The sequence below is a fragment of the Alkalimonas amylolytica genome (assembly GCF_900107845.1).
GTDB classification, from domain to species: Bacteria; Pseudomonadota; Gammaproteobacteria; order Enterobacterales; family Alteromonadaceae; genus Alkalimonas; species Alkalimonas amylolytica.
The window spans coordinates 254846-271026 of record NZ_FNRM01000002.1; the positions used below are offsets into that span (position 1 = coordinate 254846).

16 protein-coding genes and 1 pseudogene are annotated in these 16181 nt (G+C 51.8%); 5 read left to right on the top strand and 12 right to left on the bottom strand.

Annotated elements, in window-relative coordinates; all coding sequences use genetic code 11:
* Positions 1 to 47: 47 nt before the first annotated feature.
* Positions 48 to 878, top strand: a complete 831-nt coding sequence (locus BLW37_RS04550; protein WP_091340252.1) for a MipA/OmpV family protein — start codon at positions 48 to 50, stop codon at positions 876 to 878.
* Complete coding sequence (locus tag BLW37_RS04555) at positions 868 to 1233, top strand: DUF3019 domain-containing protein (RefSeq protein WP_091340254.1); 366 nt, start codon at positions 868 to 870, stop codon at positions 1231 to 1233. The genes BLW37_RS04550 and BLW37_RS04555 overlap by 11 nt, the downstream gene beginning before the upstream one ends.
* On the opposite strand, the gene BLW37_RS04560 is transcribed toward BLW37_RS04555, so the two are convergent.
* Complete coding sequence (locus BLW37_RS04560) at positions 1230 to 1736, bottom strand: gamma-glutamylcyclotransferase family protein (RefSeq protein WP_091340257.1); 507 nt, start codon at positions 1734 to 1736, stop codon at positions 1230 to 1232. The two genes, BLW37_RS04555 and BLW37_RS04560, sit on opposite strands and share 4 nt — an antisense overlap.
* Position 1737: 1 nt before the next feature.
* The gene (locus BLW37_RS04565; RefSeq protein ID WP_245785613.1) at positions 1738 to 3102 is read right to left on the bottom strand and encodes an amidohydrolase family protein; all 1365 of its coding nucleotides are present in this window, start codon (positions 3100 to 3102) and stop codon (positions 1738 to 1740) included.
* Positions 3103 to 3366: 264 nt separating this feature from the next.
* Here BLW37_RS04565 and BLW37_RS04570 point away from each other — a divergent pair, with 264 nt between their 5' ends.
* Together BLW37_RS04570 and BLW37_RS04575 are read left to right on the top strand one after the other, a co-directional pair.
* Positions 3367 to 3999, top strand: a complete 633-nt coding sequence (locus BLW37_RS04570; protein ID WP_171907545.1) for a PAS domain-containing protein — start codon at positions 3367 to 3369, stop codon at positions 3997 to 3999.
* 32 nt (positions 4000 to 4031) lie between these two features.
* A complete protein-coding gene (locus BLW37_RS04575; protein ID WP_091340263.1) occupies positions 4032 to 6554 on the top strand; it encodes a chemotaxis protein CheB in 2523 nt (840 codons plus the stop codon).
* Between the two features lies 1 nt (position 6555).
* Here the strand turns inward: BLW37_RS04575 and BLW37_RS04580 are convergent, their stop codons facing one another.
* The 3 genes from BLW37_RS04580 to narL form a co-directional block, all read right to left on the bottom strand.
* Positions 6556 to 8175: a thiamine pyrophosphate-binding protein gene (locus tag BLW37_RS04580; protein WP_091340266.1), complete on the bottom strand. Its 1620-nt coding sequence runs from the start codon at positions 8173 to 8175 to the stop codon at positions 6556 to 6558.
* Between the two features lie 131 nt (positions 8176 to 8306).
* Positions 8307 to 9518 carry a molybdopterin molybdotransferase MoeA gene (gene moeA, locus BLW37_RS04585; protein WP_091340270.1) on the bottom strand — a complete coding sequence of 404 codons (1212 nt, stop codon included), beginning with the start codon at positions 9516 to 9518 and terminating at the stop codon, positions 8307 to 8309.
* A complete protein-coding gene (narL, locus tag BLW37_RS04590; RefSeq protein WP_091340273.1) occupies positions 9515 to 10168 on the bottom strand; it encodes a two-component system response regulator NarL in 654 nt (217 codons plus the stop codon). Before narL ends, moeA begins: the two co-directional genes overlap by 4 nt.
* 304 nt (positions 10169 to 10472) lie before the next feature.
* Here narL and BLW37_RS04595 point away from each other — a divergent pair, with 304 nt between their 5' ends.
* Positions 10473 to 12089, top strand: coding sequence for an MFS transporter (locus BLW37_RS04595; protein WP_091340276.1), 1617 nt, complete (start codon positions 10473 to 10475; stop codon positions 12087 to 12089).
* A gap of 47 nt (positions 12090 to 12136) precedes the next feature.
* Here BLW37_RS04595 and BLW37_RS04600 read toward each other — a convergent pair whose 3' ends face one another.
* The 7 genes and pseudogenes from BLW37_RS04600 to BLW37_RS18990 all read right to left on the bottom strand — a co-directional run.
* On the bottom strand, positions 12137 to 12745 hold the full coding sequence (locus BLW37_RS04600; protein ID WP_139243659.1) for a hypothetical protein: 609 nt from the start codon (positions 12743 to 12745) through the stop codon (positions 12137 to 12139).
* A 59-nt stretch (positions 12746 to 12804) separates the two neighbouring features.
* Positions 12805 to 13305 (bottom strand): hypothetical protein, encoded by a 501-nt coding sequence (locus BLW37_RS04605; RefSeq protein ID WP_245785614.1) that lies wholly within the window; start codon positions 13303 to 13305, stop codon positions 12805 to 12807.
* A complete protein-coding gene (locus tag BLW37_RS04610; RefSeq protein ID WP_091340281.1) occupies positions 13306 to 13539 on the bottom strand; it encodes a hypothetical protein in 234 nt (77 codons plus the stop codon).
* A gap of 205 nt (positions 13540 to 13744) precedes the next feature.
* Positions 13745 to 14128 (bottom strand): hypothetical protein, encoded by a 384-nt coding sequence (locus tag BLW37_RS04615; RefSeq protein ID WP_245785615.1) that lies wholly within the window; start codon positions 14126 to 14128, stop codon positions 13745 to 13747.
* Complete coding sequence (locus tag BLW37_RS04620) at positions 14129 to 14356, bottom strand: hypothetical protein (RefSeq protein WP_091340284.1); 228 nt, start codon at positions 14354 to 14356, stop codon at positions 14129 to 14131. It abuts the gene before it with no gap.
* An 87-nt stretch (positions 14357 to 14443) separates the two neighbouring features.
* The gene (locus tag BLW37_RS04625; RefSeq protein ID WP_245785616.1) at positions 14444 to 14956 is read right to left on the bottom strand and encodes a hypothetical protein; all 513 of its coding nucleotides are present in this window, start codon (positions 14954 to 14956) and stop codon (positions 14444 to 14446) included.
* Between the two features lie 888 nt (positions 14957 to 15844).
* Positions 15845 to 16129 (bottom strand): annotated as a pseudogene (locus BLW37_RS18990) (PAAR domain-containing protein); the annotation flags it as partial.
* Positions 16130 to 16181 lie beyond the last annotated feature (52 nt).

Below are 16181 nucleotides of genomic sequence, written 5' to 3' on the forward strand. Positions count from 1 at the left end.
GACTGGTTGTGGCAAACTAACCTTGTTATGGATACGGATACCTGACTATGAGATTGAAAGGCTCCATTGTATTGCTGTGCTTGTTCTTACCCATCACCCTGTTCGCAGAACCAGGCACAGAAAACGCTAAGTTTGAGTGGCAGTTAGACATAGGCAATTACGCCATGTATTCTCGTAGCCTGCTCAAAGGCATGGACAGCGAACTAAATGGCCCCTTGAATTTGCATATTTTTATTTATGTGAATTACAAACGTTTTTTTATAGAGCCCGGGCCAATTCAGAAACGCATTACACCAGTAGCAGCTGATGTGATGGGATTTAGATTGCACGAAACGGAGCAGCAACAGTGGGCTTTTATTCTCAACCATTATCATCTTGGTTTTACCCCGGCCCACAGCCGGGATCCAATGCAAATTGAAATTCCGTCCTTAACCGGACTAAACGCCAGAAAAACCGACCTGGCGGTTGGCTTGCGCTTTCAACATCAGCAAGGCCCCCATCTGCTTTCCGTCAGCCTGCTTAAAGATCAAAAAGTGCACTATGATTACTTTGCAGAGCTGTACTATGGCTATCGGCTGGAGCTGGCGAACTGGGATCTTTATTTAAGCAGTGAGTTAACCTTGTACCGGGCTGACCTGATCAACTATTACTATGGTGTGACTGAAGCAGAAGCCCGGCCGGGAAGGCCATTCTATCAAAGCTCGCATGGAGGACAGCGCCTCCACTTTGGTGCTATCGCGGCGTACCCGCTCAGTAAGCGCTGGATAGTGGAGCTTGGCAGCGGTATGAACTGGTATTCCAGCGCTTTTACCCAGAGCCCTCTGACCAGAAAAGCACCAGAGTTGATCGGTTATACCAGTGTACGTTATGTATTTTAACGGCTTGCTGCTCGGGCTAAGCCTGCTGCTTTTCATCCCTGCCAAAGTGAAGGCTGAACCGACATTCACGGCATCCCCCACCACCTGTGTCACTCTGCAGCAAGGTCGGGACTGCCATGCCACGGTGCAATTCCGCTGGCAATTATCGCAAGATAGTCCGGTTTGCCTGTATCTGGAACAGCAGCAACTACACTGCTGGCAACAACAGCAACAGGTCGAGTTTGAATACCGTTTTGTGGAAACAAGCTCCCGTAGCTTTTATCTGAAACAAGGTGAAACCATCCTGGCCAGTCATCGGTTGGAAGTCAGTTGGGTGCAAACCAGCCAACGCAGCCGCCATTGGCGACGATTTTAACCCTTAGCGCCACCACCATGAATCGCCCACTCTTTGCAGGCCCGTTGGCGGTCTGGATCTGGCACTGCAATCACCGATTCGATGGTTTGAATGTAGTCATCTGGCAATTGCACTTCCTGTGCCCCCACCAGCACATGATGCTTGTACCAGTCGTATGGGATCACATCTTCGCGGATACGGATGGCGTAGTAGATTAACGCTTCCAGGCTGTGGCCATCACTGTGTTGCACCCAAACCTGTTTGGCGTTGTAACCGGTGCCTAAGCTTTCTGCCTGATCCAGCACCGGCCGCTCGGCCGGATCCATCTTATAAACCGCTCCCAGCACCTGATGGCTGCTATCACCGGTAAAAAAGGCATCGCATTTGGCCGAACCATCGGTACTGGCTTTGTGAAAACGCAGCTGATAGCCAGCAAGCCGATACACGCCAAGCCGCTCGGCACTGGGTACCCTCTGGCGCAGCCTGGCCAGCGATAAATTGGAGCCATAAGCAAAGTACAGCATCTTAACGCCCCCGGTTTTCAGCAAGACGGGCCGTTTCAATGTCCGCCAGTTTGGCATCCAGCTCTGCCCGGCTTAACCATTGGCCGCGCACCATCACACCGGCTGGCTGGTAGAGCACCGACAAATCATCAAGCGGATTCGCATCCACCAGCAACAGATCCGCGCGATGACCGGCTTTCACCAAACCAAAGGTATCCTGCTCGGCAAAATACTCGCCTACCAGCACGGTGCCGCTGCGCAGGATATCGTAGTGGCTCATGCCCGCAGCCGCCATCAAAGGCAGCTCACGGCGCAAGGATAAACCCGGCACACTGTATAGCTGCGGAGCATCGGTGCCCATTAAGATGGTCACACCCGCCTGGTGCATGGCACTGAGCAAACGCTGGCGATTTTCGGCATGAATGGCGGCTGTTTCACCGGTGTAGTAGGCCCCACTGGCCGAATCCAGATAGCGCCGCCAGCCGGCAAGAACCCGGGCCGGCATGTATTTCAGCTCGTCAAAACTTTCCAGCAGCTCCCGATCGGCAGCGCCGATAATGGTTTCCCATAATGCCTGGGTTGGCACTACCGCCACCTGATGCGCTTTGGTCAGGGCCACCAGTTCAGCCATATCCTGCTTGGTTAATGGCGTATCAAAACCACCCAGCGCCGCCATATAACCATCCAGATGTTCGATGGTACGACTACCCAACTTGATTGCTTGCTCAATCCCGACGGCTTCTGGCACATGGCCTGCAAAATCAATACCTTGCTGCCTGGCTTCATCAGCTATGGCTTGATATTGCTCCAGGTTCAGGCCTGGGTGAATTTTTAGTAAGTCCCAGCCTTCGGCTTTGTGCTGACGTACGCGTTCGCGGGCTTGTTCAGGCGTCGTCACCGTATGCTGATTAAAACTCGGGCCAGCCAGATACAAGGTTGGGCCCAACCGCTTGCCAGTGGCAATATCCTCTTTTAACCGCAGCTGATGCTCATGGCCCAGCATACCGCGCACTGTAGTTACTCCGCCGGCCAGGTAAAGCAGCAGCACATCATCCAGATAACGCGCTGGCATGCCGCTGAAATCAACGGTTGGTGGCACATGGCCATGCATTTCTGCCAAACCTGGTAACAGATACCGACCCTGGCCATCAATCAGCTGTGCCCCTGCCGGGATCGCGAGCTCCGCTGCCGGCGCCACCGCCAAAATGCGATCGCCTTGCACCAGTACCCGTTGGTTACGAAGTATTTGGTCTGAGTCCATCGGCAGCACATGCACCTGCTCAAATACTGTGATGCTGGCTGCATCCATCGGGTTAGCCGCATGAGCGAAAGCAAGAAGCAGCCCTGTCAGCAGTCCACTTAGAAAAAAACCAGGTTTGGTTCGCATCGATTTACCCCCTGTCAATCAGCATTGCATGCAGCAAGTATGGTCAGACAGCATACAGTGCGCAATCGTGCTGCCACCAAATTGCAGGCCTGTGCGACCAAATTCAGAGAAATACGGGCACCTGGCGCAACCGCACCCGCAAAAACCATAAGCAACGCACACTCTTTATTCAGCTGCCATATGACGTTGCTGGTAGCGGGTGGCTATCTCCCACCCGCTATTCAGCTTATACTGTGGCATGTTTTAGCCAGAGCGAAGGTTTGTATGCCTCATTCAATGGATCCGCCTCAAGTCATGGCACCGCTGCGCCAGCAAGCAGAGCAGAAACTTCGTGCTGGTACCATGCAACTCAGCAAAGATTTTACTGCCAGCGCCGATGCGCTGAGTGTGCTGTACCGTCTAAGCAGCCAAGCCAATACCGCCAGTGACAGCTTAAAACTGCTGCATGAGCTGCAAATTCATCAGGTGGAGCTGGATTTACAGCTGGAGCAATTGCAACACAACGAGCGTGAGTCCAACCACCAGCTGGCGTGCTACCAACATTTTTTTAGCCAGGCCCCGGTTGGCTGCTTTATTGCCAGCCTGGATGGCATTATCACGGAATGCAATGCCGTTGCCACCAGCTTATTTGCCCATCAAACCACCCCCATACCGGGACGATCGCTGGAATTACTTTTTGCCGCTTCCTGCCGGCCGATGCTCAGTGCCACCCTGGCCAGGGTGCGGCGTAATCAGCAACCGGCCACTTTGCTGGTGACCACAGCAGATGGCACCAGCCAGCCCGAAAAACTGCGCCTGACCATTCACGTAAGTCCGGATCACAACGCCATGCTACTGATGCTGGCAGCGGATCCAATGTCTCGGCCAGCGCAGCTGCCGGCTACTGAGCAGCTGTGAGCGCTACTACGGCAGCGACAGCAAAGCATGGCATGGTTGGCCTGGGAGCCTCTGCCGGCGGCCTGGATGCCCTGGCTCAGTTTTTATCAAACACCCCCAGCGACAGCGGCCTGGCGTGGATCATTGTGCAGCATCTGGACCCCACCAAAAAAGCGATGTTGCCGGAGTTGTTGCAGCGGGCTACCGAAATGCCGGTGCAACAGGCCACAGATGGCATGGCTGTCTGTGCCAACCAGGTGTATGTGATCCCGCCGAATACCGAGATGAGGGTGCATCAAGGCCTGTTAAAGCTGGCCAAACCAGCTGAGCCACGCGGCATGCGCTTACCGGTCAATATCTTATTCCAGTCTTTGGCCGAGGATTTGGGCGAAAGCGCCATCGGCGTTATTTTATCCGGTATGGGGCAAGACGGCACCCTGGGTATGCAGGCCATCAAAGCAGCTGGCGGCCTGACCGCTGTGCAGCAACCGGCTTCGGCACAGTTTAGCTCAATGCCTGCATCCGCCATTGCTTCAGACTGCGTTGATCTGGTTGCCAAGCCCGCTGAGTTACCTGCCCGACTGCTTTCCGTGCTGGCGCAATTGCCCGAGCTAAGCCCTTTTGCACAACAGCCGGAGCCATTGACCACAGGCAGTGCCCTGCAGCAGATTATTACCCAGCTGCAACACCATAGCCGGCATGATTTCTCGTTGTACAAAACCAGCACCTTGCAACGGCGGATTGAACGCCGTATGGCCATCCATGCCCTTGACACCATGCAGCTGTATGCCGACTTTCTGGCCAACAACCCGCAGGAAAATGACTTGCTGTTTAAAGAGCTGCTGATTGGTGTCACGGAGTTTTTCCGCGATGCGGCTGTCTGGAGCTATCTGGCTGAACATGCCCTGCCAGCACTGCTGCAGCGCCCACATGGGGCCAAATCACTGCGCGCCTGGAGTATCGGCTGTTCGACCGGTGAAGAAGCTTACTCGCTGGCCATGGTATTTTGCGAACTGCTGCAACGCCAGCCGGAACTGCAGCCGTTCAGTTTGAAAATTTTTGCCTCGGATCTCAGCCCGGATGCCATTGCCAGAGCACGGCGTGGTCACTACCCGCTGGCCATTCGTGATCATGTCAGCGCTGCACGACTGCAGCAGTTTTTCGATGGTCACGACAGTTATTACCAAATCAAACAGCACATCCGTGACATGGTGTTGTTTGCCCAGCACGATGTTATTCTGGACCCGCCCTTTACACGGCAGGATCTGATTGTCTGTCGCAACCTGCTGATTTATTTTGATAGCAAGCTGCAGCAAAAGCTGATGCCGCTGCTGCACTACAGCCTGCGCAGCCAGGGCGTATTGTTGCTTGGCAGTTCAGAAACCATTGGCCGCTACCAGGATTTATTTGCGCCTTTGCACGCAAAGCTGCGCTTTTATCAGCGCCAGGAGCCGGCGGTTGTCAGTGCCCGCAATGTACCGGTCCATTCATTCCCCCCGTTATCAACCTTAGTGAAGGAGCTTACGGTGCCCACACAGAACACGCCACTGCCACAATCCGACAACCTGCAACAGGCCGCCGATCAAGTACTGCTGCAGGTTTATGCACCGGCAGCGGTGGTGCTGAACAGTGACGGTGACATTGTGTATATCAGTGGCCGAACCGGCAAGTATCTGGAACCGGCCGCCGGCAAAGCCAACTGGAATTTTCACGCCATGGTGCGGGAAAGTTTGCGGGCACCCATTGCGATGGCACTGCAACAAGCTGCCGCTCAATCCGCAGACAACAAGGGCACTCCCTTGCAATTGCATCGGCTGCCCCTATCCGGCAACGACAATGCCATGCAGGTAGATGTTACTGTGCAATCCCTGCAAGAGCCCGCCGCATTAAAAGGCATGACCATGATCGTCTTTCGTGATGTCGCCCTGGCCGATGCAAGCAACCCGCCAGCCAACCCGGATGAGACACTATCAGCGCTGCAGCAGCAATACCTGGACGAAATCCAAACCTTGCGTGAAGAAACGCGCACCTCGAAAGAGGAGCTGCAATCCAGCAACGAAGAACTGCAATCCACCAACGAAGAGCTGCAATCGACCAACGAAGAACTCACGACATCCAAAGAAGAAATGCAGTCGATGAATGAAGAACTGCAAACCATCAATACCGAGCTGCAAACCAAACTGGATGATTTAGCGCTGGCACAAAGCGATCTGCAAAACACTCTGAACAGTGTGGAAATCGCCATTTTGTTTTTGGACCAACAGCTCAATGTGCGCCGTTATACCGACCGGACAGCTACCATCATTAACTTGCGCGAAAGCGACTTGGGCCGGCCGCTCAGCGATCTGACCAGCAGCTTGCAGTACCCTTCCTTGCATGAGGATGCACTTGATACTCTGCGCACCTTAAAGTTCAGCGAAAAGCAAATCCCAACCAATGACGACCGCTGGTTTTCCGTGCGGATTATGCCGTACCGGCGGCTGGATAATGTGATTGATGGCGTGGCCATTACCCTGGTTGATATCAGTGCCACCAAACAGCTGGAAGCGGCACTGCGCGAAAAATCTGAGCGCTAAACTAACAGGCCGTCCCTAAAAAGCGGCTGGCAAAGCGCTCCAGTTGCTTGCTTTGCTGCCCGGCTGGGTAGCGCACCTCGATCAGCACTGTTTGCTCTTTTTGCTGAAGTGCCTGCCGTATGGCCGCGGCCAGGCTACGGCTATCATCGGCCACCAGACCCAGTGCCCCCATGGCGGTAGCAAGCTCGGCATAATGCCAGCAGCCAAGGTTGGCGCAGTCAAGCTTAGGTGCAAAAGCCCGTATCATTTCCCAGTTGCTGTTATTGAACAGGATCACGATCGGGTTTAAGCCATAGCGTTGGCAGTGGCCCAGCTCCAGCCCCGTCATTCGAAAAGCACCATCCCCAACCAGCACCACAGGCCGCAGCCCCGAGGTTAGCTGCACGCCCAGCGCTGCCGGTATCGCGTAGCCCATCGATGCGTAAAAGGCCGGTGCCAACAACAAGCTAGGTTCAGCCTGCAAAGAAGCAAACAGGCAATCGCCAATATCCGCGACCATGGGCAGTACATCCGGCTGAGCCAATAACTCCTGATGCACCACTTGCATCAGACGAATTGGGTCCAGCGCTTTGGTGCAATCGGTTTTATCAACCAGGACTGGCGCTATCGTATTTTTTGCCGGCAGTCGATAGTGCGGCAGCTGTTGTTGCAGCAGGGCATCCAGCAATTCAGCGATACCAAAACCAACAAAGTACTGCTCGCCAATACGACAGCCCTGTTGCTGAATATCAATCACCTTTTGTGGTGCAAACAAATGCTGATGCGCAGCAAAGTTACTGTCGGTTGGGATCACACCCAGCTGAATAATCAGATCCGCCTGCTCAACCAGCGCATAACTCTGACTGTCGGCCTGATCCAGAAAGATCCCGCGGTAATTGGCATGTTGCTGGTCAACCGCGGCCCGCCCCAGCAAGGTGGTCAGCATAGGCAGCTGGCAGCGCTTCGCCAGTTGCTCTACCTGCTGCACCGCAGCAAAACGCCGTACATCCACATCAATCAGCAGCAAGGGTTGCCTGGCCTGGCGCAGCCGCAGCAACATGGCTTGCACAGCCGCTTGCAGTTGTTCGATATCCACCAGTCGTTTTGGTCGTCGGGGCCGTTCGCCAACGTCAAAGGCCGTTGCATTGCGTGGCCACTCAATTAATACCGGCAAGGATTCTTGCTGACACAGCATGCACGCCTGCTGCAACTGCCGCCAGGCGGTTTTTGGATCATCCAGCCGTACCTGGCAGGCGGTAATTTCTTCAAAGATTTTCTTTTGCGAATCAAAGCGTCTGGCCTGATGGTGGATAAGCAGCTGCCGCTCTTTCTCCGCCTGAGCCGGGTAACCGGCGATCACCAGCAAGGGCACATGCTCGACATAGGCCTGCGCCACGGCGTTGACAGCATTCAAAGCGCCTGCGCCATAGGTCAGGATCACGGCGGCCGGTTTATTGCTGATGCGTGCCGCCGCATCGGCTGCAAACACAGCAGCGGGCTCATGGCTTAAATACACCAGCGGCAACTGAGCCCGCAACTGCAACTGCTCAAACAGCGGCAAGACGAAATCCCCCGGGATCCCGTAGATATGCTGTACTTGCAATTGTTTTAATTCATGCAGCAGGGCATCCACCAAATTCATCGTCATCTCCAAACTAAGTTTTGTTCTTAGTCTCGGAGTTTAACGGGATACTGAACTTGATCATGATCAAAGAAAGGATACTGACTGTAGCAGCAGAGGGGGTAGTTGACCACTACCCCTTTTAAATAGGGTCAGCGCAACATCTGATAAAATGGCAGGATCCGGACCGTTTCACCAGCCTCAACCTGGCTGCGCTCTTGCTCCAGTGCGATGTAACAGTTGGCTTTGGCTGTACCACTTAGGACTGCCGAGCTTTGCCTACCGATAGGTTTTACCTGCAACTGGCCGTTTAGCTGCTGGTAAAAACCGCGCTGAAAATCGGCCCGCCCCGGTGCTTTTTTCATAGATTCTGCTGCCACAGCTTCCAATGATTGTTGCTTGGCAATGGGCTCGCCTGCCAGGCGCCGTAACACCGGCTGCACCAACAGATCCATGGTGGCGACTGCCGCCACCGGATTACCTGGCAAACCAAAGAACCAGCACTTGCCAAGACTACCAAAAGCAAAAGGCTTACCCGGTTTCATCGCGACTTTCCAAAACCCGATATCGCCCAGCTCACTGAGCAATTTTCGGGTGTAGTCCGCATCCCCAACCGAGACGCCAGCACTGGTAATGAGTACATCAGCTTCCTCAGCTGCCCTTTGAATGGCCTGGCGGATCCTATCAGGCTTGTCCGGCAGTAAGCCCAAATCCAACACCTCACAGTCCAGCCGCTTGAGCATAGCACTCAGCACCACCCGGTTGCTGTCGTACAGGTGGCCAGCCGGTAACGGCTGGCCGGGGGCAATCAGTTCATCACCGGTGGAAAATACTGCCGCTTTGATGCATCTTTGTACCGCTACTTCGGCCAGGCCAATGGATGCCAGCAGGCCTAAATCAACCGCCGTCAAACGCTGACCTCGTGACAACAATAACTGCCCTGGTGCAATATCCTCCCCAGCCTTACGCACATGCTCACCCAGCTTTGGGACATGCAACAACCGGATGCCCTGCCCGTTTTGCTCCACCTGTTCCTGCATTACCACCGTATCCAAACCGGCGGGTAACACCGCACCAGTAGTAATGCGCACACAATGATCGGGCGGTACTTCCCCCTCAAAAGCATGGCCCGCCAGTGCGGTGCCTGCCAATGGCAAGGTTTTGCCAGGCTCAGCTTCAGCCAAGCGCACTGCATAGCCATCCATCGCCGAATTATCAAAAGCGGGTACCGTCACTTCGGCACGGATATCCTTGACTAAGACACGACCAAGTGCGGCTGCCAAACCAAGGTATTCAACACCGGCAAGCGGACTTACCTGGCTGAGCATCGCATCCAACGCATCCTGTACCGGCATTAAACTCATGCCTTAGCTCCCTGCTGATTGACCATCCACACCGCCGCTTCTACCCGGGAGCGTAACCCCAGTTTTTTTAGCAAATGCTTGACGTGCACCTTCACGGTACCATCAGAAATATCCAGTTCACGGGCAATCACTTTGTTGCTCATGCCTTTGGCAATCAGACTTAAGATCTCATACTCCCGGTTGGTCAAGCTGTTCAATTCCGCATTGGGCTTAGGGCTGGGTTTACGAATCGCGGTCGCCAGCACTGCCGCCACCGACTCACTTAATACCATCTTGCCAGTCACAGCCCGCCGAATTTGCTCCAGCAATTGCTCGGGTTCCATATCTTTCAGCAAATAGCCATCGGCGCCGAGCGTGATCGCCTGCACCACATCTTCATCGGCATCAGAGACTGTCAGCATCACAATGCGCGAAGTTACCCCTTCTTTACGCAGCGCCTGCAAGGTCGCCAGCCCGTCCATCCCCTGCATATTTAAGTCCAGAATAATCAAATCCGGATCCAGCTCAACAGCCAGCGGAATAGCGTCTTTACCACTGCTGGCTTCAGCCACCACATCCAGATCATCTTCATACTCCAACAGTTGTCTGAGCCCTTTGCGTAATAAAGGATGATCATCAATTAGCATGACGCTGGCTGCTTCAGAATTCATGGGTCACTCCATCGGTGCTTTATAATCCGGCTATTAGCCGCGATTTAACGCTTGGATTCTTTGATTCAGGTCATAGTTTGGTCTATTCACCGAAAAGTAACAAGTGATAGACACAGAAAAAAACACACGACCACGACACACCAAGTCATTCATTTTATTAATTTATTTTTTAAGCCTGCATGCAACTACCCACTTATAGGTACCCAGGGATAGTTGATAGCGCATTGGAGCTAACCCCAGAGTTACATTGTTGTTTAGGACTGCGGCACGCATAGTTAGCGCATCAGCAAACAGGAGTCTGACTATGTCTGATCTAAAACAATGGGAGCCGGAAAACGATACCTTCTGGCAGCAAGAGGGGAATCGTATTGCCACCCGCAACCTTTGGATTTCCATTCCAAGTTTACTCTGTGGCTTCGCGGTCTGGATGATGTGGAGCATTATCAGTGTACAGATGCTCAATTTAGGCTTTCCCTATTCGGCATCCGAGCTATTTACCCTGGCAGCCATTGCCGGTCTTAGCGGGGCTACCCTGCGTATTCCAGCCAGTTTCTTCGTTCGGCTGTGCGGGGGGCGCTATACCATCTTTTTAACCACCAGTTTGCTGATGATCCCGGCCTTTGGCACCGGCATTGCGCTGCAGGATCCCAATACGCCACTCTGGGTGTTTCAACTGATGGCCTTGCTGTCCGGTATTGGCGGCGGTAACTTTGCTGCATCGATGTCCAACATCAGCTTTTTCTACCCGAAGAAAAAACAGGGCCTGGCCCTTGGCATGAATGCCGGCCTTGGCAACTTTGGCGTCACCAGCATGCAGATCCTAATCCCACTCTTTATGACCTTCGGTGCCTTTACTTTGGTGGGTGGTGGCGATCCCATGGTTCTGCAAAAAGCCAGTGGTACCCTGATTGGCAGTATCCCTGCTGGCAGTGAGACCTGGGTGCAAAATGCCGGCTTTCTCTGGCTGTTGTTGCTGGTGCCTTTGGCTTTTGCCATCTGGTTTGGTATGAACAACATTCATACCGAGGAGGTTACGCCGAAATTACCCAGTGCCGTTGGATCCTTCAGTATTATTCTGGCGATGTATGGCATTGGTTTAGCAACCTCAGTGCTTGGTCTCTGGCTGATCTTGCCTGCCAGTGCCAATGGCTCCGGTTTTAGTATCCCCAAAGAACTGGTGCTGGTATTGGTGCCTTTGGCCACCGTTATGGCATTGAAATTCCTGCCCGGAGCTATTCGCACCAGCCTGGAGCGACAATACCGTATCTTCAATAACAAGCACACCTGGGTGATGAGCGTGCTGTACGTGATGACCTTTGGCTCCTTTATTGGCTTTGCCGCTGCCCTGCCGCTGTCGATTCAGGTGATTTTTGGCTACAGCCACATCATGGTAGATGGCGTGATGACGCACAACACGCCCAACCCGAATGGGCCAAGTGCGCTGACCTACGCCTGGATAGCCCCCTTTATCGGCGCCTTGATCCGCCCGGTCGGTGGCTGGATCTCTGATCGCTTAGGTGGTGCATTGGTGACGCAGGTGTGTGCTGTGGTGATGGTCATCGCTGCCCTGGGTGCTGCCTACTTTATGCAGCAGGCTTATCAGTCGGCCACCCCAGAGCAGTACTTTATGCCTTTCTTCCTGCTGTTCCTGCTGCTGTTTGCTGCCAGTGGTATTGGCAATGCCTCTACCTTTAAAACCATAGCGGTGGTGTTCCCGAAAGAGCAAGCCGGCCCGGTGCTGGGCTGGACCTCTGCAGTAGCTGCCTATGGTGCCTTCTATATTCCTCAGGTCTTTGGTGAGCAAATCAAAGCGGCAACGCCAGAGTACGCCATGGTGGGCTTTGCTGTGTTCTACGCCTTATGCCTGGTGCTGAACTGGTTTTACTACCTGCGTAAGTCCGGTGAGTTTTACAACCCTTAAATGAATCAAGCAAACTGGCCGCAAGTGCGGCCAGTTTGCGAATGCGCCTAATACGACCAAAAAAACAGACAAATAATCCAGATAATTGCAGGGTAAGAAATCACCACTACCGGTAGAGGTACATGAATCAATTTCACCTTAACAATGTCACTCCACGGTCTCTTTAAAATAAGCAACAGTGCACCAACAGCAAACAAAAAGACACTAAGTGACAAAAAAAGAGTAAAGCTGAACGTGATTAACTCGAAAATTTTGATATCCCGCAGAGTGATTGCCGCAAATAAGAGGGTTGCCATAAACGCTGACAATAGACCAAATGCGGACTCAAAAATAGTAGTGGTTAACTTGGTCAGCAATGCTTCAGGATAAACCAACCACTTGTTAAAGTCAGTGTCATACAACTTAAGCCGAATATGCTTTAACCAGATAGTCAAAGAAAAAAGCACTAGGCCGCACATCATAATGATGTTCCAGTAATACCCAGAATCACCACTCTGCATACCTACTTTTAAATAAGCGCCGCCATTTTCGTCTGCTTGCATAACCAAAAGCCATAAACCAGTTGTAAGCGAGAACCAGAATATAAAGCGGTAAGTCAAGTCGAGTTTTGGGCGGCTATTCAACCATTGGCTAAGATCAAAATTTTGCTCTCTCATGCTAACCATAGAGTCCTATTCCACTCACCATAACCATTTTATTGCATGGATCTCTCTGGTTACAGCACACCCGCTTTGATTTTAGCGGCGATATCATCCAGCACATCTATCAGCCCATGCTCAAACAACAGCGCATCGGTAAAGTTGTATTCTTTGGCAAAGCCGGTGTCATCTTTGCGATCCAGCGTTACGAACGCATAGCCCCCGCTCCGGCCATCCGCGCCCAAGCCAAAGCAACGTTCTAGCTTTAATTGCTCACCGTCAATCACGGCTTTATCATGGAACTTGCCTTTGGGTAAACCACCCTCAGCTTCAGTTTTAAAAAATTTAGTACGCAGGCTGTCCAGATACCAGAGCAGGCCTTGCTTTGGGAACTCGATTTGATAGTGCAGCCATTTTTGCTTTTGCTCCTTATATGTTGCGTTTGCAATCAGCATATAATCATCAATAATCAGAAAATACCAAGTCTTGTATGGCTTACGATCATCTTGCAATGATGCCACCAGATTGGGATGCTGTTTAATGGTTAAGGGATCAATTTCAGGAAACTGTTTCATCATTTAGCCTTTTGCACTAAGCGGAATACGGGTAACAATACCAGCTTGCTCTAATTTCAGCAGCGTTTGCGGTTTTTTGTCAAAAGTATAGGTTTCTACCGGACCATAGTGTTTATTTGGGCTGGCGCTGCCATATGGGGTTTCATCATACTTTACGGTATTGTCTTTGGTCATCCCATTGCCCAGAAATTGCTTGTTGGCACCGGTTTCGTTTTTAAACTGGTGCCGAATCAGCAATAGATTGGTTTAGCCTGGATAGAGCCACACTCGCCAGTCGCAGGCAGAGTGTGGTTTCGTCGCTGGGTATGACAGGGTTACAGCACACCAGCTTTGATTTTAGCGGCAATATCATCCAGCACATCTATTAACCCATGCTCAAACAATAAGGCATCGGTAAAAGCGTATTGCCTGGCAAAACCTCGCTCGTTTTTTCTATCCAGCGTTACAAATGCATAGCCCCCCCCCGGCCATCCGCACCAAGGCCAAAACAACGCCCCAATTTTAAGCGCTCCCCCTCAATCAGGGCTTCATCATGAAACTTGCCTTTGGGTAAACCGCCCCCGGCTTCGGTTTTAAAGAACTTAGTGCGCAGGCTATCCAGATACCAGAGTAAACCTTGTTTTGGAAACTCGATCTGGTAGTGCAGCCATTCACTTTCATTAGTTTCCAAGTCGGTAAAGTATGTGGCATTCGCAATCAGCATATAGTCATCAATGATTAAGAAATACCAGGTTTTGGTTGGCTGCTGATCATCTGGTAATGATGCCACTAAGTTAGGGTGCTGTTTGATGGTTAAGGGATTAATCTCTGGAAATTGTTTCATCATTTAGCCTTTTGCGCTGAGTGGGATACGGGTAACAATACCAGCTTGCTCTAACTTCAGCAGCGTTTGCGGGTTTTTATCATAAGTAAAAGTTTCTACCGGACCATAGTGCTTATTTGGGCTGGCTGTGCCATATGGAGTTTCATCATACTGCACGGTATTGTCTTTGGTCATACCATTGCCTAAAAACTGCTCGTTGGCGCCGGTGCTGTTTTTAAGCTTATGCCGCACCTTGAGCAGATTGATTTCATCTTTATCAAAACCGCACTTGCCAACAGTAGACAGAGTGCGGCTTTTTAGTGGGGTATGGCAGCAGGGTTACAGCACACCTGCTTCGATTTTAGCGGCGATATCATCCAGCACATCTATTAACCCATGCTCAAACAGCAAGGCATCGGTGAAGTTGTATTCTTTGGCAAAGCCTCGCTCGTTTTTTCTATCCAGCGTTACAAACGCATAGCCCCCCCCCCGGCCATCCGCGCCCAAGCCAAAGCAACGTTCTAGCTTTAATTGCTCACCGTCAATCACGGCTTTATCATGGAACTTGCCTTTTGGTAAACCGCCCTCAGCTTCGGTTTTAAAAAACTTAGTACGCAGGCTATCCAGATACCAGAGTAAGCCTTGCTTTGGGAACTCGATTTGGTGGTGTAGCCATTTAGTTTCACCTGTACGCTTATTGGTAAAATACGTCGTATTGGCAATCAACATATAGCTATCAACTACTAAAAAATAAAACGTAATATTGGGATCACGATCATCTGGCAACGATGCCACCAGATTGGGATGCTGTTTAATGGTTGAGGGATCAATCTCGGGAAATTGTTTCATCATTTAGCCTTTTGCGCTGAGTGGGATACGGGTAACAATACCAGCCTGCTCTAATTTCAGCAGCGTTTGCGGGTTTTTATCATAGGTAAAGGTTTCTACCGGACCATAGTGTTTATCCGGGCTGGCGGTGCCATATGGAGTTTCATCATACTGCACGGTATTGTCTTTGGTCATGCCGTTACCTAAAAACTGTTCATTGGCGCCGGTGCTGTTTTTAAGCTTATGCCGAACCTCTAGCAGATTGATTTCATCTTCATCAAAACCCAGATCCTTTGCTAATTCGTAAAACTGATCATCGCGGTCAAGATCAACACCGTCTGTTTCTGCAGCCCGAAACACCCGTTCATAATGGCGGCTATATTCTTCGGTCATGACGGGGGCAATTAATTCTTCCTGGTTGACAAATTTATCTGCAATTTCTGCTTTAGCAAACTCTGCCAGATTATCATAAGTGGGGATAAAGCTGATCATATCGCCCCCGGCATTGGCCTTTTCCTGATCAATCAACAGCAAGGTGTAGCTGGCATCGGGATCATAGGTGATACCTACCGCACTGGTAAGCAACTCAGGGTCACTGTCGGCATGCTCCAATTGCGTAAAGGTGGTAGTCCAGTAGGTGGCGGTATTAGCTCCCTGCGGAACATAACCAATGGATCCGTTGTCTCCGGCATACTTTGTTTCGATGACGCGAACAATAATCTTCTCATCCAACCCACCGGCTACTACATACAGCTTGTCTTCACTACTGTATGGAGATGAGGGCGGAGGTTGATTATTGGCTTTGGCGGCGGCAACTTTTTTACCTGCTTCATCCAGCCGTTTCATGGCTTCTTCGGTAGTTTTTGGGCCCTCAGGCAACTTCGCTGCATTCGGCCCTTTGTAAGCTTTATCGCCAATTAACACCGTAGGGTTACCAACCACGATTTTACCGCCATGATCGGTACTATCGCCCAGCCGTGCTGCGGCCTTACCGTTGATAGATACGGACTTTGACCCTGTTTTGATGCTATCCGGCGGGCCAACACACACCAGTTTATCGCCAACTTTGGCGGCAGGCATGCCACCGATAAACACATTGGGCGAGCCCTGTACTATTGGACCACCGACATGGGGAACTTTAGCAGTGACTTTGGGGCAGACATGCATGTCACCTATTCTTGCTGCTGGTTTACTCACTCATTACTCCGCACTCCGTCCTAATCGAGCCGGCGCAAAATAAACAAAAACA